The sequence below is a fragment of the Streptomyces sp. URMC 124 genome (assembly GCF_051386455.1).
Taxonomy (GTDB): Bacteria; Actinomycetota; Actinomycetes; order Streptomycetales; family Streptomycetaceae; genus Streptomyces.
This window is the reverse complement of sequence record NZ_JBPQTS010000081.1, coordinates 1-20,541: the sequence shown is the minus strand read 5'-3', so window position 1 is coordinate 20,541 and position 20,541 is coordinate 1. Positions and strand designations below refer to the sequence as shown.

Annotated in this window: 18 protein-coding genes and 2 tRNA genes; 7 read left to right on the top strand and 13 right to left on the bottom strand. The window is 71.6% G+C overall.

What is annotated here, in order from left to right:
- Positions 1–135: 135 nt before the first annotated feature.
- Positions 136–1,836 (top strand): ABC transporter family substrate-binding protein, encoded by a 1,701-nt coding sequence (locus ACSNOG_RS18480; protein WP_436753747.1) that lies wholly within the window; start codon positions 136–138, stop codon positions 1,834–1,836.
- A 16-nt stretch (positions 1,837–1,852) separates the two neighbouring features.
- Here ACSNOG_RS18480 and ACSNOG_RS18475 read toward each other — a convergent pair whose 3' ends face one another.
- The gene (locus ACSNOG_RS18475; protein WP_436753746.1) at positions 1,853–2,503 is read right to left on the bottom strand and encodes a TetR family transcriptional regulator; all 651 of its coding nucleotides are present in this window, start codon (positions 2,501–2,503) and stop codon (positions 1,853–1,855) included.
- Between the two features lie 126 nt (positions 2,504–2,629).
- Between ACSNOG_RS18475 and hisN the strand changes: the two genes are divergently transcribed.
- Together hisN and ACSNOG_RS18465 are read left to right on the top strand one after the other, a co-directional pair.
- A complete protein-coding gene (hisN, locus tag ACSNOG_RS18470; protein ID WP_436753745.1) occupies positions 2,630–3,436 on the top strand; it encodes a histidinol-phosphatase in 807 nt (268 codons plus the stop codon).
- A gap of 208 nt (positions 3,437–3,644) precedes the next feature.
- Positions 3,645–4,067: a CBS domain-containing protein gene (locus ACSNOG_RS18465; RefSeq protein WP_436753744.1), complete on the top strand. Its 423-nt coding sequence runs from the start codon at positions 3,645–3,647 to the stop codon at positions 4,065–4,067.
- A 155-nt stretch (positions 4,068–4,222) separates the two neighbouring features.
- Here ACSNOG_RS18465 and ACSNOG_RS18460 read toward each other — a convergent pair whose 3' ends face one another.
- Complete coding sequence (locus tag ACSNOG_RS18460) at positions 4,223–5,713, bottom strand: catalase (RefSeq protein WP_436753743.1); 1,491 nt, start codon at positions 5,711–5,713, stop codon at positions 4,223–4,225.
- Positions 5,714–5,919: 206 nt separating this feature from the next.
- Between ACSNOG_RS18460 and ACSNOG_RS18455 the strand changes: the two genes are divergently transcribed.
- Positions 5,920–6,336 (top strand): Fur family transcriptional regulator, encoded by a 417-nt coding sequence (locus ACSNOG_RS18455; RefSeq protein WP_436753742.1) that lies wholly within the window; start codon positions 5,920–5,922, stop codon positions 6,334–6,336.
- 122 nt (positions 6,337–6,458) lie between these two features.
- Here ACSNOG_RS18455 and ACSNOG_RS18450 read toward each other — a convergent pair.
- From ACSNOG_RS18450 to ACSNOG_RS18435, 4 genes are all read right to left on the bottom strand, one after another.
- Positions 6,459–6,532 (bottom strand) — tRNA-Met (locus ACSNOG_RS18450).
- An 81-nt stretch (positions 6,533–6,613) separates the two neighbouring features.
- Complete coding sequence (locus tag ACSNOG_RS18445) at positions 6,614–8,482, bottom strand: tetratricopeptide repeat protein (protein ID WP_436753741.1); 1,869 nt, start codon at positions 8,480–8,482, stop codon at positions 6,614–6,616.
- Between the two features lie 236 nt (positions 8,483–8,718).
- Positions 8,719–8,792 (bottom strand) — tRNA-Met (locus tag ACSNOG_RS18440).
- Positions 8,793–8,834: 42 nt separating this feature from the next.
- Positions 8,835–11,747: a UPF0182 family membrane protein gene (locus tag ACSNOG_RS18435; protein ID WP_436753755.1), complete on the bottom strand. Its 2,913-nt coding sequence runs from the start codon at positions 11,745–11,747 to the stop codon at positions 8,835–8,837.
- 143 nt (positions 11,748–11,890) lie between these two features.
- Between ACSNOG_RS18435 and ACSNOG_RS18430 the strand changes: the two genes are divergently transcribed.
- Positions 11,891–12,490, top strand: coding sequence for a PPA1309 family protein (locus tag ACSNOG_RS18430; protein WP_436753740.1), 600 nt, complete (start codon positions 11,891–11,893; stop codon positions 12,488–12,490).
- A gap of 21 nt (positions 12,491–12,511) precedes the next feature.
- Here ACSNOG_RS18430 and ACSNOG_RS18425 read toward each other — a convergent pair whose 3' ends face one another.
- From ACSNOG_RS18425 to ACSNOG_RS18410, 4 genes are all read right to left on the bottom strand, one after another.
- The gene (locus ACSNOG_RS18425) at positions 12,512–13,600 is read right to left on the bottom strand and encodes a YlbL family protein (protein ID WP_436753739.1); all 1,089 of its coding nucleotides are present in this window, start codon (positions 13,598–13,600) and stop codon (positions 12,512–12,514) included.
- Between the two features lie 113 nt (positions 13,601–13,713).
- The gene (locus ACSNOG_RS18420; RefSeq protein WP_436753738.1) at positions 13,714–13,902 is read right to left on the bottom strand and encodes a hypothetical protein; all 189 of its coding nucleotides are present in this window, start codon (positions 13,900–13,902) and stop codon (positions 13,714–13,716) included.
- 130 nt (positions 13,903–14,032) lie between these two features.
- Positions 14,033–14,500, bottom strand: coding sequence for a molybdenum cofactor biosynthesis protein MoaE (locus ACSNOG_RS18415; protein WP_436753737.1), 468 nt, complete (start codon positions 14,498–14,500; stop codon positions 14,033–14,035).
- 127 nt (positions 14,501–14,627) lie between these two features.
- Positions 14,628–15,755: an SDR family oxidoreductase gene (locus tag ACSNOG_RS18410; RefSeq protein ID WP_436753736.1), complete on the bottom strand. Its 1,128-nt coding sequence runs from the start codon at positions 15,753–15,755 to the stop codon at positions 14,628–14,630.
- A 191-nt stretch (positions 15,756–15,946) separates the two neighbouring features.
- Between ACSNOG_RS18410 and ACSNOG_RS18405 the strand changes: the two genes are divergently transcribed.
- Positions 15,947–17,356 carry a zinc-dependent metalloprotease gene (locus ACSNOG_RS18405; RefSeq protein ID WP_436753735.1) on the top strand — a complete coding sequence of 470 codons (1,410 nt, stop codon included), beginning with the start codon at positions 15,947–15,949 and terminating at the stop codon, positions 17,354–17,356.
- Positions 17,353–17,874 carry an NUDIX hydrolase gene (locus ACSNOG_RS18400; RefSeq protein ID WP_436753734.1) on the top strand — a complete coding sequence of 174 codons (522 nt, stop codon included), beginning with the start codon at positions 17,353–17,355 and terminating at the stop codon, positions 17,872–17,874. Before ACSNOG_RS18405 ends, ACSNOG_RS18400 begins: the two co-directional genes overlap by 4 nt.
- 93 nt (positions 17,875–17,967) lie before the next feature.
- Here the strand turns inward: ACSNOG_RS18400 and ACSNOG_RS18395 are convergent, their stop codons facing one another.
- The 3 genes from ACSNOG_RS18395 to ACSNOG_RS18385 form a co-directional block, all read right to left on the bottom strand.
- Complete coding sequence (locus ACSNOG_RS18395; protein ID WP_436753733.1) at positions 17,968–18,726, bottom strand: AIM24 family protein; 759 nt, start codon at positions 18,724–18,726, stop codon at positions 17,968–17,970.
- Between the two features lie 17 nt (positions 18,727–18,743).
- Positions 18,744–19,427, bottom strand: a complete 684-nt coding sequence (locus ACSNOG_RS18390; protein WP_168094117.1) for an AIM24 family protein — start codon at positions 19,425–19,427, stop codon at positions 18,744–18,746.
- Positions 19,428–19,443: 16 nt separating this feature from the next.
- Positions 19,444–20,541 (bottom strand): AIM24 family protein (locus tag ACSNOG_RS18385; RefSeq protein ID WP_436753732.1); only part of this gene is annotated, 1,098 nt, incomplete at its 5' end.

Here is a 20,541-nt window from a genome sequence, read left to right as displayed (position 1 = left end):
TTCGGTTTCTTTCTGTTTCGGATGTGTTTCGTACGTGATAAATGATGTAAACGCTTGACCGTACAGGCCTGTTGGGGCAGCGCTGACATGCTTACGGTGACCGGGCCGTCCGTCCCCCATGAGAGGAAATCCGCCATGATCAGGCCCGTCAGAGCCACCGCCCTCGCGGCCGCGGCCGTCTCCGCCGCCCTGGTGGTCACCGCCTGCGGCAGCGGCTCGGGGACGTCCTCGGACGACGGCGCGCAGGACAAGGCGGCACCGGCGGTGGGCGCCCAGGACCTCAACCCGCACCCGGCGGAGGACCTGAAGCAGGGCGGCGTCCACAAGGTCTCGATCCAGCAGTGGATCAACCAGTACAACCCCAACCAGACGGACGGCACCCAGGGCGACGCCTCGGCGATCACCGCCCTGGTGGAGCCCGACCTGTTCACCTTCGACGCCAAGGGCGTCCCCCACTCCAACCCGGACTTCCTGGCCTCCGCGAAGGTCGTCTCGACCGACCCCCAGGTGGTGTCCTACGAGCTCAACCCGAAGGCCAAGTGGTCGGACGGCAAGCCGCTGGGCGTGGCCGACTTCGAGGCCCAGTGGAAGGCGCTCAGCGGCAAGGACAAGGGCTTCCAGGTCGCCTCCACCAGCGGCTACGACCAGATCGCCAAGGTCGAGCAGGGCAAGGACGAGCACGAGGTGCGGGTCACCTTCGCGACCCCGTTCGCCGACTGGCAGATGCTCTTCGACCCGCTGCTCCCGGCCTCCCTCCATGCGAGCGCGGACAGCTTCAACAAGGGCTGGGCCGGGCAGGTGCCGGTCACCGGCAACGCCTGGAAGGTCGGTCAGTACGACAAGACCGCGAAAACCATCACGCTGGTCCCGGACCCCGCCTGGTGGGGCGAGAAGCCGAAGCTGGACAAGTACATCTTCTGGGCCATGGACAGCAAGGCCCGCACCGACGCCTACCTCAATAAGGAGATCGACGACACCCCGGCCTCCGCCCCCGAGGCCTACCAGCGCCTGAAGGGCGACAAGGACACCGACTTCCGCATCGGCGCCCGCTGGGACCAGGTCACGCTCAGCATGAACGGTGCCCGCGGTCCGCTCCAGGACGTCAGGGCGCGCCGAGCGGTGACCCTCGGCGTGGACCGCGAGGCGCTGGCGAAGGTCGCGGGCAAGGACCTGCCGTTCCGGCCGAAGGTCCTGAACAACCACTTCTTCATGCCGAACCAGGAGGGCTACCGGGACAACGCGGGCGCCTTCGGCAAGCGCGACGTCGCCCGGGCGAAGAAGCTGCTGGACGAGGCGGGCTGGAAGGAGCAGGGCGCCGGCAAGCCGCGCACCAAGGACGGCAAGCCGCTGGCCCTGGACTACGTGATGCCCGCCGACGCGGTCGCGCTCGCCGAGGACCAGGCCAAGCTCACCCAGCAGATGCTCGGCGAGATCGGGATCAAGGTCGACCTGCGCAAGGTCCCGGCCGACGACTACTTCGACCGGTACGTCCACCGGGGCAACTACGACCTCACGCAGTTCCGCCAGGTCGACCGGATCTACCGCTCCAGCTCCTACCAGGACTACCGGCAGCCCGACGGCGACAACGCCTTCACCAACTACGGCCGGGTCTCGTCGCCCGAGGTGGACAAGCTGCTGGTGGAGGCGTCCCGGACGACGGACGCCGCGAAGCAGGTCGCGCTGTACAACGAGGCGGACGCCAAGGTCTGGGAGCTCGGCCACTCGGTGCCGCTCTACCAGCGGCCCCAGATCATCGCGATCCGCAAGGGCCTGGCCAACACCGGTGCGCCGGGGCTGGGCGACGAGAACAGCATCCGGATCGGATGGCTGAAGTAGCCCCCGTCCCGTCCGGTCACTGCTCCGGACGGGGTACGTCCGCCGCGTACTCGCCCACCAGGGTGCGGACCAGACGGGCGACGTGCCCCGCGGCCTCCTCGTCCGACGCGCCCGGGGCGACGACGTAGGACAACGTCAGCCGTACGGCGGCCTCGCAGGCCCACCGCACGGCCTCCGGCGCCCGGTCGGCGGCGGTGCCGGAGACCGCCCGGACGGCGCGGTCGCGGACGGCCTCGGCGAGCGCCGCGGCGCCGGGCCCCGAGCGCCCCCGCGCAGCGGCGAAGGGCCCGCGCGGGGGCGGCGGGGCGGGTGCCGCGGCGGCCGGGAGCCGCTCGCCGCGGCACCCCGTGAGCGCGGCCCGGACGAGGGGGTTGGCCCGGGACGCGCGCAGGATCCAGCAGGCGGCGGCCGCACAGCGGTCCCCGGCGTCCGTGGCGGCGCCGGCGGGCGCGGCCGCCAGGGCCCGCTCGACACCGGTGAGGAAGGCCTCCGCCTCCCGGCGGACCAGGGCGCGGGCGAGGCCGTCCTTGCTGCCGAACTCGTTGTAGAGCGTCTGCCGGGAGACCCCGGCCGCGGCCGCGACGTCCACCATCCGGACCCCGTTCCAGGGCCGGGTGCGAAGCGCCGCGAAGGCCGCGTCCAGCAAGAGCTCTCGTGCCGCGGGCATCGTCGCCTCCCCGGCCGTCCGGCCGCACCACGACTGTGGCCACAGAATTGACGTGCCGCCATACGGTGTCAAGAGCCGTGGGCGGGCCGCGAGTGCCGGAGCTGCGCCCACGGGTACTGTTCAGCCATGTCCGACTACCACGATGATCTGCGTCTGGCCCATGTCCTCGCGGATGCCGCCGACGCGGCCACCATGGACCGGTTCAAGGCCCTCGACCTGAAGGTCGAGACGAAACCGGACATGACCCCGGTGAGCGAGGCGGACAAGGCCGCCGAGGAGCTGATCCGCGGTCACCTGCAGCGCGCGCGGCCGCGCGATGCGGTGCTGGGCGAGGAGTTCGGCAGCGAGGGCACCGGCCCGCGCCGCTGGGTGATCGACCCGATCGACGGCACCAAGAACTACGTGCGCGGGGTGCCGGTCTGGGCCACGCTCATCTCCCTCATGGTGCAGGGCGAGTACGCGGGCACGATCAGCTGGGAGCCCGTCGTGGGCGTGGTGTCGGCGCCGGCGCTGGGCCGCCGCTGGTGGGCGGCCAAGGGGTCCGGCGCGTACACCGGCCGCAGCCTGTCGTCGGCGACCCGTCTGCAGGCGTCCCGGGTGGGCCGCATCGAGGACGCCTCGTTCGCCTACTCCTCGCTCAGCGGCTGGGAGGAGCGCGGTCTGCTGCCGGGCTTCCTCGACCTCACGCGCGACTGCTGGCGCACCCGCGGCTACGGCGACTTCTGGCCGTACATGATGGTCGCCGAGGGGTCGGTGGACATCTGCGCCGAGCCGGAGCTGTCCCTGTGGGACATGGCGGCGAACGTGGTCATCGTGGAGGAGGCCGGCGGGCGCTTCACGGGGCTGGACGGTCGGCCGGGCCCGCACAGCGGCGACGCCGCCGCCTCCAACGGCCTGCTCCACGACGAGCTCCTGGGATACCTGCGCACATAAGGCCTGCCGGCGGAGCCGCGAGCGGCCGCACGCCGGAAGTCCGCCGGGCACGAGCCCCGCGCGAGCGCGGCGACGCCGCCGAGCGCGGTTGCGGCCCCACGCGCCCCTTGTTGGGCACGCCGCGCCGTGTGACGATGAAGGCCCCACGCTTGTGAACTTGTGAATCCCGGCAGGGGGTTCGCGGTCCACCAAGGAGGTGGCTCCAGCCATGCTCGTCCGCGACGCCATGAGCACGGTGGTCCTCACCATCGGCCCCGCCCACACCCTCCGACAGGCAGCCAGGCTGATGTCCGCGCGCAGGATAGGCGCCGCGGTCGTCCTCGATCCCGACACCAGCGGGCTCGGCATCCTCACCGAGCGGGACATCCTCAACTCCGTCGGCGCCGGGCAGGACCCGGACCGGGAGACTGCGCAGGCGCACACCACGACGGACGTCGTCTTCGCGGCGCCGGAGTGGACGCTGGACGAGGCAGCGAACGCCATGGCGCGCGGCGGGTTCCGCCATCTGATCGTCCTCGACGGCAACGGCCCGGTCGGCGTCGTGTCGGTGCGCGACATCATCCGCTGCTGGATACGCGCGGGCGCGCGCGGGACCAGGGAGGACGCGACGGCGGGCGCGCCGGCGGGCTGAGCACGGCCGGAAAGGCCGGAGCCCCTTGGCGTCCGGCCTCCCCGGTGTGTACGGCAAGCGGCCGCTGGAACTCCCCCGCGACGCGTCACCACGTCCGCGAGGAGCGGCTGGGGACTCCCCCCGGCGGGTGGCCGGGGGGCAACCGCAAAGGGAGCTCAGCCGCGCAGGGCCTGGACGGCGGCTTCCAGCCGCTTGCCGTAGTCCGCGTCCGCCTGGCGGAAGTTGTTGATGGCCCGCTCGGCGATGTCGTCGCGCGAGACCTTCGCGATGAAGCCCGCGAGGTTGGCGATCAGTCGCTCCTTCTCCTCCTCCGACATCAGCCGGTAGAGGTTGCCCGCCTGGACGAAGTCGTCGTCCTCGGCGTGCGAGGGCGCCGCGTGGTTGCCGGTGCCGCCGGTGACGGAGGTGGACCCCCACAGCGGCAGCCCGGTCTCCTTGGGGCCGCCGAAGCTGTTGGGCTCGTAGTTCTTGGCCCGGCCGTGGCGGCCGTCGTAGGCGTACCCGTCACGGCCGTAGGTGTTCGCCACGGTGGCGCGCGGGCGGTTCACCGGCAGGTGGTCGGCGTTGATGCCGACGCGGTAGCGGTGGGCGTCGCCGTAGGCGAAGAGCCGGCCCTGCAGCATCTTGTCCGGGGAGGGGCCGATGCCCGGCACGAAGTGCGCCGGCGAGAAGGCGGACTGCTCGACCTCGGCGAAGACGTTGTCGGGGTTGCGGTTGAGCTCCAGCTTGCCGATCTCGATCGGCGGGTAGTCCTCGTGCGGCCACACGCGGGTGAGGTCGAACGGGTTGAAGCGGTACTGGGCCGCCTCGTCCGCCGGCATGATCTGCACCTGCACGGTCCAGGTGGGGAACTCGCCGCGCTCGATGGCCTCGCGCAGGTCGCGCTGGTGGAAGTCGGGGTCCTCGCCGGCGATGCGGTTGCCCTCCGCCTGGGTGAGGTTCTTGATGCCCTGGTCGGTCTTGAAGTGGTACTTGACCCAGAAGACCTCGCCGGCCGCGTTCTGCCACTGGAAGGTGTGCGAGCCGTAGCCGTTCATGTGGCGGTACGAGGCGGGGATGCCGCGGTCACCGAAGAGCCAGGTCACCTGGTGGGTGGCCTCGGGCGAGAGCCCCCAGAAGTCCCAGACGTTGTCCGCCTCCTGCGAGCCGGTGTACGGGTCGCGCTTCTGGGTGTGGATGAAGTCGGGGAACTTGATGGCGTCCTTGATGAAGAACACCGGGGTGTTGTTGCCGACGAGGTCGTAATTGCCCTCCTCGGTGTAGAACTTCAGGGCGAAGCCGCGGGGGTCGCGCACGGTGTCGGCCGAGCCGAGGCTGCCGGCGACGGTGGAGAACCGCAGGAACGTCTCGGTCTGCTTGCCCACCTCGGAGAGGAACTTGGCGCGGGTGTACCGCGTGACGTCGGCGGTCACGGTGAAGGTGCCGTACGCACCGGCGCCGCGGGCGTGCACCACGCGCTCCGGGATCCGCTCGCGGTTGAAGTGCGCGAGCTTCTCCAGCAGCGACTGGTCCTGGATCAGGACGGGACCGCCGGCGCCCGCGGTCTCGCTGTTCTGGTTGTCCGCGACCGGAGCACCGGACTCCGTGGTCAGCGGGCCCGTCGTGGGAATGGTCTCGCCCTGAACCGACACGTGTGCCTCCGTCATCTCGTCCCTCACTCGGCCACTCGGCCCGAGCCGCTCACCTTGGCTCGACCCGATCGCTCTGGCTTGACCTGATCGCTTGGCCTGAGCCGAGCTCGATCCTACATTAGACATTGTCTAAGTCAAGATGGACCTAACATAAATATGAGATCCAATCGTGGACATGGGCCGCTGCTACGCTGGTCCTATCTGACTGATAGGTGAATGGCATGAGTGACCTGCTGGAACGACTCCGGGGACGCGGCTGGCGGCTGACCGCACAGCGACGCGTCGTGGCAGAGGTCCTCGACGGGGACCACGTGCACTACACCGCGGACGAAGTGCACGCCAAGGCCGCGGAACTGCTGCCGGAGATCTCGCGCGCGACCGTGTACAACACCCTCGGGGAGCTCGTCTCCCTGGGCGAGATCATGGAAGTGAGCACGGACGGGCGCGCCAAGCGCTACGACCCCAATGCCCACCACGCGCACCAGCACCTGGTGTGCTCGCAGTGCGGCACCATCCGCGACGTCCACCCCATGGGCGACCTGCTGGCCGTCCTGCCGGCCGAGGAGCGCTTCGGCTTCCAGGTGGCGGCCGTCGAGGTGACGTACCGCGGCATCTGCCCCAACTGCTCCACGGCCTGAGCCGCCCCGCGGGCGCCGGGGGGCGCCCGCAGGTGGTGGGCCGGGCCCGGGACCGCATACGGCGAAACGGTTCAGGAAACGGCGAAGGCCCGGATCCTGAGGATCCGGGCCTTGCCTTGGAGTAGCGGGGACAGGATTTGAACCTGCGACCTCTGGGTTATGAGCCCAGCGAGCTACCGAGCTGCTCCACCCCGCGTCGGTAGCTTCACCCTAACCCTTTCGGCGCAGCAGACGCAAACGGTTCGCCGCGACCCGCTCCCGGGCGCCACTGTCGTCGCTACGCCGTCAGCTCCTGCTGCAGCGCGTCGCGCAGCCGCGCCGCGCGCTCGGCGACCTCCGGGGGGCCGAGCGCGACCGCCCGGTCGCACCAGTGCCGCCCCTCGGTGAGATCGCCGCGCCGGGCCGCCAGGAGGGCGAGCCGCAGGGCCGCGCGCCCGTGCCCGGCCTCGGCCGCGCGCGCCCACCACAGGGCCGCCTCCGGCTCGCTGCCCTCACGGGCCAGCAGCAGCCCCAGGTTGAAGGCGCCGTTGCGGCTGCCGGCCTCGGCCGCCTCGCGGTACCAGTGCGCGGCCCCGACCACGTCGCCCCGCTCGGCGACGAGCATCCCGAGCCTCACCTGAGCCCGCCGGTGGCCCTGCCGGGCGGCCTTCTCGTACCACTCCTCGCACTCCTCGCGGGCCTCCTCGTCCCGGTCGAGCAAGGTGCCCAGCCGGAAGGCGGCCTCCGCGCTGCCGCCGCGCACGGCCACCCGCAGGTGGCGCTCGGCGGCCTCCTCGTCGCCGTCCCGCAGCAGGGCCATGGCGACCTGGAGGGCCGCGTCGGTGTGCCCGGCCGTCGCGGCGCGCTCGTACCACTGGAAGGCCGCACGGTCCTCGTCGCGCCCGGCGTAGAGGATGCCGAGGTTGAAGGCGGCGTCAACGCTGCCTGCCTCGGCGGCCTTGGAGAACCACGGCTCCGCGCCGGCCGCGTCACCGCCCTGGAGCAACAGCACGGCCAGGGCGTTGGCCGCCTCCTTGTGCCCGGCGTAGGCCGCGCGGCGGTACCACTGCTCGGCCTGGGCCGTACGGCCCTGCTCGGCGCAGAGCAGGCCCAGGTTGTAGGCGCCGTTGACGTCGCCGTGATCGAGCGCCGTGCGGTACCAGCGCTCGGCCTCCTGCGACTCGCCGCGGTCGGCGTGCAGGGCGCCCAGGGCGTTGGCGGCGTTGCCGTCGCCGTCCTGGGCGGCGCGGCGCCACCACACGGCCGCGCTGTCGGCATCCCCGGCGTCACGCAGCAGGAAGCCGAGCGCGCAGGCGGCCCGGGGCTCGCCGTCCTTGGCGGAGGTCAGGTACCAGCGGGCGGCTTCCTGGGTCTCGCCGCGCCCCTCCAGCAGGGTGCCCAGGTGCAGGGCGGCCCGGCGGTGGCCGCGGGCGGCGGCCTGGCGGTACCACTGCTCGGCCTCGCGGCCCGGACCGCCGCCGTCGCGGCCGCCCGCGGCGGCGGCGCGCAGCTCGCGGACGGAGGTCTCCACGCCGCCCGGGCCGAGGCTCTCGGCGCGCGAGCGCGGCGCCCGGCCGTCCAGGATGCGGGCCAGGCGGTAGGCGGCCTCGCGGTGGCCGCGCTCGGCCGCGGCCCGGAACCAGCGCTCGGCCCCGACGTCGCTGCGGTGCTCCAGCAGGTCGGCGAGGGCGTAGGCGCCGAGGGCGTGCCCGGTCTCCGCCGACTGGCGCAGCCAGTACTCGGCGGCGGGCTCGTCCCCGCGCTCGCGGTGGTAGCGGCCCAGGGCGTGCGCGGCGGCGGCGGACCCGGCGACGGCGGCGATGCGCCACCACCCGGCGGCCTCGTCGGCGTAGCCCCGCTGGTGCAGCAGGACGCCGAGGTTGTTGGCGGCGGAGCGGTCGCCGTCGGCGGTGGCGGCGCGCAGGTGGCGCTCCGCCCCGTCGAGGTCGCCGCGGCGCAGCAGCAGGGCGCCGAGCATGCTCAGCGCGGCGGGGTCGCCGCTCTCCGCGGCGCGGCGGCGGGCGGTCTCCAGCTCGAGGTCGGCGGAGTCAGCCGTGCCGGGGCCGAGTCCCGGCACGCCCGGCATTTCCTGGTCGCTCCCGTCACCGGGAGCCTCTACAAGCCGGCCTGTCTCCCACAGCGTCGTCCTGTCCCCCATAAGCCCCATCGTCGCACCACCCGCAACCCGCGTACACCTGGTATACCGCAGCCAGTGAGGTCACTTCAGCGTTTTGTCGACTTCCCGACTTCCCGACACGACGGGGCTCCAAACTCTCCACAGAAGCCCCGCACACAACCCGCACAGTCCGCGTCACCCTGACACCGCACGGCCGGGGTGGCCGGCGAGGTCCGGGAACGACAAGGCCCGGAGTCCGTAGCCGGACTCCGGGCCTTGTCATGAAGTAGCGGGGACAGGATTTGAACCTGCGACCTCTGGGTTATGAGCCCAGCGAGCTACCGAGCTGCTCCACCCCGCGCTGTTGTGGAACAACCGTACCACGGCGCGGGGCGGGGCTTGATCAACTTGCGGGCTTGCCGCTCTGCTCGCCCTTGTCGCCGCTCTTGTCGCCGCTCTTCTCGGCCGCCTTGGCCTCGGCCTTGGCGGCCCGGTCAAGGGCGTCCTTGAGGGCGTCCTGGGCCTTGCCGTACTCCGCCCAGTTCTTGTTCTCCAGGGCCTTCTGGCCGGCCACGAAGGCGTCCTGGGCGTCCTTCAGGGCCTGCTTGACGGTGGGGTCCTGGGACGGCGGGGGCTTCTGCGTGCCCTCCGGCGGCTTGGTGCCGGTGTCGGCCTTGCTGCCGAAGATCTCGTCCAGCGCCTCGTCGAGGGTGTCACGGAAGGCGATCTTGTCGCCGTAGTTCACCAGGACCTTCTTCAGGCGCGGGTAGTTCGAGCCCGCACCCCGCAGATAGACCGGCTCGACGTAGAGCAGGCCGCCGTTGAGCGGGACGGTCAGCAGGTTTCCGTACTCGACCTCGGAGTCGCCCTTCTTCCAGATGTTGATCTGGTCGGCGACGGGCGGGTGGCTGTTGAAATTGCCCTGTGCCTGGCGGGGGCCCCAGACCGAGGTCTCGGACGGGAGTTTGAGGATTCTGATCTTCCCGTACTCACCGCTCTTGGCATCGGCGTCCACCGCCATGAAGGCACCGAGATTCGGCCGGTTCTTGGGCGTGAAGGTCGTCGTCAGCGAGAAGGCCTGCTTCTGCTGGTCCGGCATCTTCATGCTCAGGTAATACGGCGGAACCGCGTGACCCTTGGTGTTCGTCGGGTCGTCCGGCACCTCCCAGCGCTCGCTGCCCGTGTAGAACGTCTCGGGGTCCGTGACGTGGTAGCGGGAGAGCAGCTCGCGCTGGACCTTGAACAGGTCCTGCGGGTAGCGCAGGTGGTCCATCAGCGCGGAGCTGATGGCGCTCTTCGCCTTCACCGTGCCCGGGAACGCCTTCATCCAGGTCTTGAGGACCGGGTCCTTCTCGTCCCACTGGTACAGCTTCACCGTGCCGTCGTAGGCGTCCACGGTCGCCTTGACGGAATTGCGGATGTAGTTGACCTGGTTCTGCTGGGCGACGACGGCGCGCTGGCCGGTCGTCAGCGAATCGGCCGTGGTGTCGCCGAGCGTCGTACGGGAGGCGTACGGATAGCCGTTCGTCGTGGTGTAGGCGTCCACTATCCACTGGATGCGGCCGTCGACCACCGCCGGATAGGCGTCACCGTCGATGGTCAGCCACGGGGCGACCGCCTCGACGCGCTCCTTGGGAGTGCGGTGGTAAAGAATCCGCGAACCCTTGCCGATGGCGCCCGAGTAGAGGATCTGCGGCTCGCCGAAGGCCACCGCGTAGGCGGCGCGATTGACGGGGCTGGAGAGGTTGACCCCGCTCTTGCCCTCGTAGCTGTAGCTGCGCTCCCCCTTGTCGGAGGGATAGTCCAGCTCCTTCTGCGGACCGCCGACGATCGAATACTGCGTCGTCTTCTCGCCGTAGTAGACGCGCTGCTCGTAATTGCGGAAGAGACCTTCGGTCGGCAGGCCCTTGGCGGTGAAGTCGGGCGCGCCGGCCTTGTCGGTCGTGGTGCCCTTCGCGGTGATGGCGCCGTAGCCGTGGGTGTACTTGAAGTGGTCGTTGATCCAGTTGCGCTCGGGAATGCCCTTGAGGTTGAGCTCGCGCAGACCGATGACCGTGTCCTGCTCCTTGCCGTCCACCTTGTAGCGGTCGACGTCCAGCGTGGAGGGGAACTGGTAGTACCCCTTGACCTGCTGCTCCTGCTGGAAGGCGGGCGAGACGACGTTCGGGTCGAGGAGGCGGAGGCTGGCCGCCGCGTTCACCTCGGCGCGGAGCTTCTCAGGATCCTTGCCGGACAGGTCGTTGTTGCCCTTGTAGTCCTTGACCTGCGAGCCGTCGATCCCGTACGCCTCGCGCGTCGCCGTGATGTTCTTCTTGATGTACGGCGCTTCCTTGGCCTGCTCGTTCGGCTGGACCTGGAACTTCTGCACGATCGCCGGGTAGAGCCCGCCGATCAGGACGGCCGAGAGCACCATCAGCCCGAAGCCGATCACCGGCAGCTGCCAGGTGCGCCGCCACAGCGTCGCGAAGAACAGCACCGCGCAGATCAGCGCGATGATGAACAGGATCGTCTTGGCCGGCAGGTACGCGTTGGCGTCGACGTAACGCAGCCCGGTCCAGCCGTCGGTGGACTTCAGGCCGCTGGACTTCACCGCCAGCCCGTAGCGGTCCAGCCAGTAGGCGATGGCCTTCAGGCCCACGAAGATGCCGAGCAGCACCGACAGGTGGCCCGTGGCGGCCGCCGTCGCCCGGTGGCCCGGGCTGGTCAGCCGCAGGCCGCCGTAGAGGTAGTGCACGAGGGCGGCCGCGATCAGCGACAGCACCGCGGCCGCGAAGCCGAAGCTCAGCAGGAAGCGGTACCAGGGCAGGTCGAAGGTGTAGAACGCGATGTCCTTGTGGAACTGCGGGTCCTTCTGGTGGAAGGGGACGCCGTTGACCCACTGCAGCCAGGTGCGCCACTGCCCGGCCGCCGAGGCGCCCGCGACCAGGCCCACGAGGGCGGTGACCGCGAGGAGCACCCACTTCTTGTACGGCGCGATGCTCATGCGGTAGCGGTCGAGGCTCTGCTGCTCCATCGACATCGCGCTGAGCGGCGGCCGCAGCCGGTGCGCCAGCCAGATGTTGGTCCCCACCGCCAGGGCCATCAGCAGGCCGAAGACCGCGAACAAGCCGATCTTGGTGCCGAGGGTGGTGGTGAAGACCGAGGAGTAGTCCACCGAGCGGTACCACAGCCAGTCCGTCCAGAACCCTGCGAACATCACGAAGAGCATGGCCAGTGCGGCCAGCACGCCCAGCGTGGTGAGCAGGGTCCGGATCCGCCGGGACGGTCGGCCGACTCTGATCCGTGGCCCTGTCGGGCCTCCGCCGCGGTCCGGCATCTGGAAAGCCAAGGTGCGCACCTCGAAGTTCGCTGTCGATGGAGCTGTCGATCAGGCCCAGCGATACTAGGGCCCAAGGTGGCAACTTACCGAGGCTTTACTCAGTTCCCGTTTTCGGTCACTCTCAGGGCACGATATTGCTCATGTCCAGCACTTCCAGCACCCCCGACCCCTCCCTCCCGTCCGGCCCCGGCGGCCCGGGCGGCGACGTTCCCATGGCGGCCAGCCCGCTGACCCGCGCCGTTCTCGAGATCGACCAGTACGCCTCCGGCCTCGGCTGGGACCAGCCCGCGCGGCTGTTCGCCCTGGTCGACACGGCCAAGCTGCGCGCCCAGGAGCCCGGCCTCGCCGATCAGCTCGGCCTCGCCGAGAGCGCCCAGGCCGGCTCCCTCACCCCGATCGAGCAGGACGAGGTCCCCGCGGGCACCGCCCTGGACAAGTTCCTCGGCACCATCGCGTGGCCCGACGCCGTGACGGGGTGCGCCCTGACCGTGGAGCGGCTGATGCTGCCGCCGTCCGCCGAGGGGACCGTGCCCAACGGCATGAACGAGAAGCAGCTCGCCAAGTGGGTCGCCGCCCACCCGGACCGGCAGGAGGTGCGGATGACCGTCGCCGTGCTGCGGGACGGGGCGCGGGAGACCGCGGTGCGGCTGCGCGAGAAGGACTCGCCGACCGAGGTCCTCACCGGCCCGGACCTGGTCCCGGGACTGGCTGAGGCGCTGGCCGCGACGTTCGAGGACTGATGCCGCGCCCGCAGCGGGGGCTCAGCCGGCCTTGCAGAGAGGCAGGCCGGCCGAGTCCCCCTTGCGGATCTTCTCCAGGGCGCCGACGGCGTCGCCTATGGTGCCGACCTCGACCAGCGTGAGCCCCGAGGGCTTGTCCTTCGCGGCGGCCGCGCAGTTGTCCTTCGGCGTGAGGAAGTAGCGGGCGCCCTTGGAGCGCGCGCCGACCGTCTTCATCTCGACGCCGCCGATCGGGCCGACCTTGCCGTTGTCGTCTATGGTCCCCGTGCCGGCGACGAACTTGCCGCCGGTCAGGTCCCCGGGGGTCAGCTTGTCGACTATCCCGAGGGCGAACATCAGGCCCGCGCTCGGCCCGCCGACGTCCGCCAGCTTGATGTTGATGGTGAACGGGAAGGTGTGGTCCGTCCCGGCCTGGATACCGACCAGGGCGCGCTTGTCGTCCTGTGCCTTGGTCGTCGTGAGGGTCACGTCCTGCTCGACGGTGGGCTGCCGCTTCTCCTTCTCGGCCGCGGCGGCCTCCTTGGCCGGGACGATCCGGAAGGTGGCCTTCTGGCCGGGCTGGTGCTTGGTGACCAGCTTGGCGACGTCCCCGGGCTGCTTGATCTCCGTACCGTCGACGGCCTTGATCACATCGCCGGCGTGCAGCTGCCCCTCGGCCGGGCTGTTCTTGACCACCGAGGCCACCACCGTGCGGGTGCCGACCGGGATGCCCAGCTGCTTGAGCGCCGCCACCTTGGCGCTCTCCTGGGACTGGCTGAACTCCTCCGCCGTCTCCTGGTTGAGCTCGTCGGGCGTCTTGTCGTCCGGGTAGAGCGTGCTGTGCGGCACGACGAGGTTGTCGTGGGCGATCCAGCCGTAGACCGCCTCCACCAGGTTCATCCGGTACCGCGAGCCGGTGACGCGGACCGTCGTCATGTTGAGGTTGCCGGTCGTCGGATACGTCTTGTGCCCGGAGATCTGCAGCACCGGCTCCCCGTCGTGCTCGCCGAGCGTGTTGACCGTCGGGCCGGGCGACATCTCCGAGTAGGGCACGGGGATCAGCACGCCCGCGCAGAGGAGCGCGATCAGCATCAGGAGGGAGGCGAGCATCGTCGCGGTGCGGCGGGGCATGGAACGACAGTACGGGACGGGTCCGACAGTCCACCCGCGGGGCGGTCCGTCCGGGGAGGCCACCCGGGGCTCACGGAAAAGCGCCGGCGCCCCGCCGCGAGCCGGGGAGCGCTTCAGGAGACTCCGGTACCGGAATCCGACCGTTCCATCGCCTCACGCCGTTCCATCGCCTCACGGAACCGGGCATATCCGGCGAGCTCGGAGATGTCCCCGCTCTTGCGGTTCCGGGCGGCCCAGGTGCCCCACAACAGGGCAACGACGGCCGCGGCAAGCGGAATCAGCAACCACACCAGTGCCGCCATACCGACCTCCCGACCCCCGGACGCCACCACTGAAAAGACCGATGAGCAGATTAGTCTTTCGTACAGTCAACGCTCGCGTCAGGGCGCCGGTTACGCAACCGGAAGTGATCCTTCAGGAGAGGTCGGCCGCTCAGGCCCCGACCCACTCCTCCGTCCCGTCCGAGAACGTCTGGTGCTTCCAGATCGGGACCTCGCGCTTGAGGTCGTCGATGAGCCGCCGGCACGCGTCGAAGGCCTCCGCCCGGTGCGGGCACGAGACCGCCACCACGACGGCCAGGTCACCGATCTCCAGGTCGCCCACCCGGTGCACGGCCGCCAGCGCCCGCACGGGGAAGTCCGCCGCGACCTTCTCGGCGACGCGGCGCAGCTCCTCCTCGGCGGTGGGGTGCGCGGAATAGCCGAGCCCCCGGACGCCGGCCCCGCCGTCGTGGTCGCGCACGGTGCCCACGAAGAGCGCCGTGCCGCCCGCGGCGTGGTCGCCGACGGCCGCGAAGACCTCGTCCACGGACAGGGGGGTGTCGCGGACCGCCAGGAGGCGGACCGGATCCGTCGCGGCGAGCTCGCCGGGGTGATCGTACGTACGGGCCATGTCCCCCATCGTGCCGTACGGAGGGCGTGGGCGAGGACCGGCCTTTCAAACAGCCGTACGGGACGGTCTGTGGACGGTCCTCCAGGGCCCGGGCCCCGCCGGGGCCCCTCAGCCGCAGGCCCCGCGCCGCGGGCCGCTAGAGCCGGCGGCGCGCCTTGCGGGCGCGACGGACCAGCGCGGCGGTGCCCAGCAGTGCCACGGTCGCCCCCGCGGCGCCCGCGGCGGTGGCGTCCTTGCGGCCCAGGCGGCGGCCCGCGACCGTGTGCCGGCCGGAGACCTCCTCCAGCAGCTCGGCGAGGACCTCCTCGTTCGTCCAGCGCGGCCGCCAGCCGGCCTCGTGCAGCCGGCTCCCGCTGACCACCCACGGGTGCATCGTGTACTCGAGGTCGCCCGCGGGCGACGGCGTCAGGCCGAGGCGGTGCAGCCGGGAGGCCGCCCCGAGGGCGACCGCCGAGGGCAGCTCCATGCGGCGGATGCCGGAGAGCTCCTCGACCTCCTCCTGCTCCAGCCAGCCGTCGCAGCCCACCGCGAGCTCGCCCTCGGCCCTCTCCAGGGCGGCGAACTCCAAGGCGCTCACCAGGTCCTCCACGTGGCAGAACTGCCAGGTCGGCCGGGACCCGGCGACGACCAGGAGGCGGGGCGACTCGAAGTAGCGCGTCAGCGCGGTGTCGGTGCCCCCGACGAGGACGGCGGGCCGCAGCACCGTGACGTTCAGCCCGGGGTGGGCGCGCGGCGCCCGGCGGGCCAGCCGCTCGATCTCCAGGAGGTCGCCGACACCGGTGGCCTCGGCGGTGGCGCGCAGCTCGGCGTCCTCGGCGAGCGGCACGTCGTTGTCGGGCAGGGCCCCGTAGACCATCGCGGAGGTACACAGCACCACGCGGTGCACTCCGGCGGCCGCGGCGGCCGTCAGGACGGTCTGGGTGCCGCGCACGTTGTAGGCGGTGCGGGCGGCGGGGTCGGTCTCCAGGTCGAGGTCGAGCGCGAGGTGCACGACGACGTCGGCGCCGCGCAGCTTCTCGGCGATCGCCGGGTCACGGACGTCGAGCACGTGCCACTGCGCCTCGCTCACGTCGCCGCGGCGCTCGTCGATGGCCACGACCTGCTTGATGTGCTCGGACACGGCGAGCCGCTGCGTGAGCAGGGCGCCGACGCCGCGGGCGGCACCGGTGACCGCCACGACGGGCCGTCGGCCGCCGTGCGGGCTCGTACTGTCTCGCGCGGAACCGTTTCGCGCTGCGCGAACTTCTGGGTCGGGGGAACTCACCGGGCGTCTCCAGCGGTTGTCTTCAGTACGTACGAGAGATGACGCGTACGGACCAGGTGACGTCCATCCTGCCGCAGGCCCCGGGTCGGCGAAGCACCAAGCCCGGATACCGGTGAGGTGTCTAGGCTGGTGGTGATGTCGGGCATTCGCCGCCGGTCCTGTGCCGGCGGCCCTACGAGCCGAGGAAACCCGTGAGTGACACCCCATTCGGATTCAATCTTCCGCCGGAGGAGCCGGAGAACGGCGGCGACGGCAAGAAGAAGGGCGAGGGCCAGGGCGGCCAGGGGCCTGCGAATCCGTTCGGGTTCGGCGGGCCGGGCGGCGCCGGGGACAACCCCTTCGCCGCGATGTTCGGCGGCGGCATGAACCCGGGCGACCTCGGGGCCGCCTTCCAGCAGCTCGGGCAGATGCTCTCCTACGAGGGCGGCCCGGTGAACTGGGACATGGCCAAGGACATCGCCCGCCAGACCGTCGCGCAGGGCACCGCGGACGGCACCAAGGACTCCAGCGTCACCTCCGGCGAGCGGAGCGCGGTCGAGGAGGCCGTGCGCCTGGCCGACCTGTGGCTGGACGGCGTGACGTCGCTGCCGTCGGGCGCGGGCACGGCGGTCGCCTGGAGCCGCGCCGAGTGGGTCGAGGCGACCCTCCCGGTGTGGAAGGAGCTCGTGGACCCCGTCGCCGAGCGCGTGGGCGCGGCCATGGGCGACGTCCTGCCCGAGGAGATGCAGGCCATGGCGGGCCCGCTGCTCGGCATGATGCGTTCCATGGGCGGCGCCATGTTCGGCACCCAGATCGGCCAGGCCGTGGGCGTGCTGGCGGGCGAGGTCGTCGGCTCCACCGACATCGGCCTGCCGCTGGGCCCGGCGGGCAAGGCCGCGCTGCTCCCGGTGAACGTCGCGGCGCTGGGCGAGGGCCTGGGCGTCCCGCAGGACGAGGTCCGGCTCTACCTGGCCCTGCGCGAGGCGGCCCACCAGCGCCTCTTCGCGCACGTGCCGTGGCTGCGCTCGCACCTCTTCGGTGCCGTCGAGGGCTACGCGCGCGGCATCAAGGTCGACACCTCCAAGCTGGAGGACGTGGTCGGCCAGCTCGACCCCACCCACCCCGAGCAGCTGCAGGACGCCCTCCAGCAGGGCATGTTCCAGCCCGAGGACTCCCCGGAGCAGAAGGCGGCCCTGGCCCGCCTGGAGACCGCTCTGGCCCTCGTCGAGGGCTGGGTGGACGCCGTCGTGCACGCGGCCGCCGCCCCGCACCTGCCGTCGGCCGGCGCCCTGCGCGAGACGCTGCGCAGGCGGCGCGCCTCCGGCGGCCCGGCCGAGCAGACCTTCGCCACGCTCATCGGCCTGGAGCTGCGCCCGCGCCGGCTGCGGGACGCCTCCCGGCTGTGGGCCTCCCTGGCGGACGCGCGCGGCCCGGAGGGCCGTGACGCCCTCTGGGAGCACCCGGACATGCTGCCCACGGCGGGCGACCTGGACGACCCGGACGGCTTCGTCCACCGCGAGCACCTGGACTTCTCCGAGATCGACAAGATGCTCGGCGAGGCCGCCAAGGGCGGGCAGGGCGGCAAGGACAAGCCCGAGGGCGAGGGCGACGACAAGAAGTGAGCCTGCACGAGGACGCGGTCCGCGTACTGAAGGAGTACGCGGACCAGGAGGAGCTGCGCGGGCTGTACCTGGACCACCTGGCGTCCCACCCGGACGGCATGTGGAAGCCCTGTGAGGCCGGTCACGTCACGGCGAGCGCCCTGGTGATCGATCCGTCGCGCGGGCAGGTGCTGCTCACGCTCCACCGCAAGCTGCGGATGTGGCTGCAGATGGGCGGCCACTGCGAGCCCGGTGACGCGACGGTCGAGGCGGCGGCCCTGCGCGAGGCCACGGAGGAGTCCGGGATCTCCGGGCTGACGCTGCTGCCCGGCGGCCCCGTGCGGCTCGACCGGCACCCGATCCCGGCGCCCTGCAACTGGCACCTGGACGTCCAGTACGCGGCCCTGGTGCCCGCGGGCGCGACGGCGGCCATCAGCGACGAGTCGCTGGACCTGCGCTGGTTCCCCTACGCCGAGGTGGGTGGGGTCGCCGACGACTCGGTCGTGCAGCTGATGCAGCGCACGCTGGAGCGGCTGTAAGAGCCCGCCGCTTGATGCATGCGTAAGGGGCGGTCACCCATGGTGACCGCCCCTTACGTCCGCTCCGCCGGCGGTCGGCTCGGCCGGTCCGGATCAGTTGGACCAGATGTTGCCCTGGTTGCGCCCGTGCGCGCCCTGCTGGCCGAGGCCGTACTGCGCCATGAGGCCCTGGCCGATCTCGGCCCCCTGGGGCGGCAGGAGCTCGCTGGGCTGGACGAGGGCGTAGCCGTGGCCGGCGAAGCTCAGCTCCCAGCCCTCCCCCGTGCTGCCGCGGCGCCGCCACACGCCCGAGGAGGACGTCTGGGCCTGCATCTGGACGCGCAGGGACGTCGACCAGGCGATCACGGCGTCGGCGTCGGCGCTGACGACCCGGTCGGGGGTGACCTGCAGCATCAGGGGCTCGCCGGAGGTCATCAGCGCGACCTTGCCCTGCCCGCTGATGTTGAGCTGGTAGGAGCCGGTGCCGGAGATGCCGTACTGGCTGTCCACGGCGATGGTCTCCCAGTGCAGGGTGGAGTCCAGGGCGAGGACGTAGGCGCCGTCCACGGTCAGCCCGTCGCGGTCGACGTCGACCACATGGACGTGCTGGGCCAGGTTGGCGAAGTAGACCGTGCCCTGGCCCGAGCAGCGCATCAGGTCCAGGCCCTCGCCGGTGTGGGCGCGGGAGTGCTGCTGGCCGCGGGTCTGGTACTCGCCGTCGAACTCGATCAGGCCCTGGTAGGCGACCATCGAGCCCTTGCGGGCGAGGACGTCGTCGTGGCCGGTGAGCGAGACGCGCAGCATCTGCGGGTTCTGCAGGGCGTAGCGGTCCTGCGTCTGGGCCTCGGTGAAGCCGAAAAGCGGGCTCTGCATGATGTCCTCGTTCCCCCTCAGCCCCGGGCCCGGAGCCGGTCGGTGCTGTCCTCGCTGGGCTGTACGACCACGAAGCCCTCTCCGGAGAAGCCCAGTTGGTAGGCCTCGCCGCTGCCCCGGCCGATCAGCGAGGAGGCCTTGAAGCTGCGCTTGCCCTTCATCCGCAGGTTGCTGGACCAGGCGACGAGCGCGTCGGGGTCGACGTAGGTCTCGTCGTCGCCGCGCCCGCAGTCCACGACGATGGGGGTGCCGCGGGAGGTCAGGGCGACCCAGCCGGTGCCGCTGATACCGACGTTGAACAGGCCCTGCCCGGCGAACTTCGCCATGCCCTTGACGCGCTCGACACCCCACTGCAGGTGGGCGTCGAAGGCGAGGACGTTGGTGCCGTTGACGGAGAGGGAGTCGCCGTTGAGCTGGAGGCAGACCACGTCGGCCCCGTAGTCGGCGAGGTAGAGCAGGCCGTCGCCGTGGCAGCGCATGAGGGGCACGCCCTCACCGGTGAGCCACTGGGAGGCCATCTGGCGGACCGCCGGCGGGTTCGGGTCGTACTGGACGTAGCCCTCGTAGGCGACCATCGAGCCGGTGCGGGCGAAGAGGTCCTGGCCGGTCTGCATGGCGACCTTCAGCATGCTGCTGCCGTGGTTCTCCATGCGGGCGGTGACGGGGGTCGGGGCGTAGCCCTGGATCGGTGTCTGGTTCATGGTCTTCGCGGATCCCTCAGACCTCGTAGGGCTGGACGACGACGAAATTGCCGGGAGCGCCCCGGAATTGGAGGTTCACGGCCTCTCCGCTGTGCCCCGGGTAGGAGCTCCGGCGCAGCCGCACCTGGCTGGAGATGATCACCTGGGCGCCCGCGGACCAGGCGATGACGGCGTTGCTGTCGGCGTAGGTCGACGGGGTGACCGGCAGCACGACGGGGATGCCGTGGGTCTTGACGACGACGGTGCCGTGGCCCTGGAACTGCATGGTGAACAGGGCTCCGCCGGGGATGCCGTGGCCCTCGATCCGGCGGACCTCGTGCTGCAGCGACTCGTCGAAGGCGAGCACCGACTCCGCGGAGACGCAGATGGCGTCGCCCTGGAGCTCGATGGGGTGCACGTGGGAGGAGTTCTCCGCGAGGAAGACCTGCCCGCGCCCGGTGCAGCGCATCAGCTGCAGCTCCTGGCCGGTGGCGTTGCCCACGATGCGGCCGGCGAAGCCGGCGCCCTTGTAGCCGAAGTCGACCTTGCCCTGGTAGAGCACCATGCTGCCCTGGCGGGCGAGCACGGGCTGGCCGTCGACGCCGAGGTCGACGCGGATGAGCCTGGGGTTCTGCTGGGTCCAGCGCCGGCCGGTGGGCGCCTCCCGGTACTTCTGCAGCGCCGCCTGGACGCCCGCCGCTGCGGCCTGCTGGCCGTACGACTGCGGTCCGGGCTGGCCCGGGAAGGGCTGGCCGTGCTGAGGCGGGTGCGGCTGGCCCGGGTAGGGCGCGTTCTGCTGGGGGGCCTGGGGCGGCTGACCGTACGGCTGCTGGCCGGGCTGGCCGTAGGGCTGCTGCGGCGGCTGCCCGTACGGGGCGGGCTGCTGCTGGCCGTAGGGGCCCGGCTGGCCGGGCACGCCGGGCGGGCCGGGCGGCGGCGGGGTGAACTGTCCGCCGGAGGAGGCCCCCGGGCTGTTGAAGAAGCCCGGAGGGGCGATCGGTGCGGCCAGGGTCTGCGCGGCGTGCACCTGCCCGGCGGGCGGTGCCGGCGGCGGGGTGCTGCCGGGCGGCGGCGGGAAGCCCTGGTGGGGCGGCGGCGTGTGGGCCTGGTGGGCGGCAGGCGCCGGGGCCGGAGC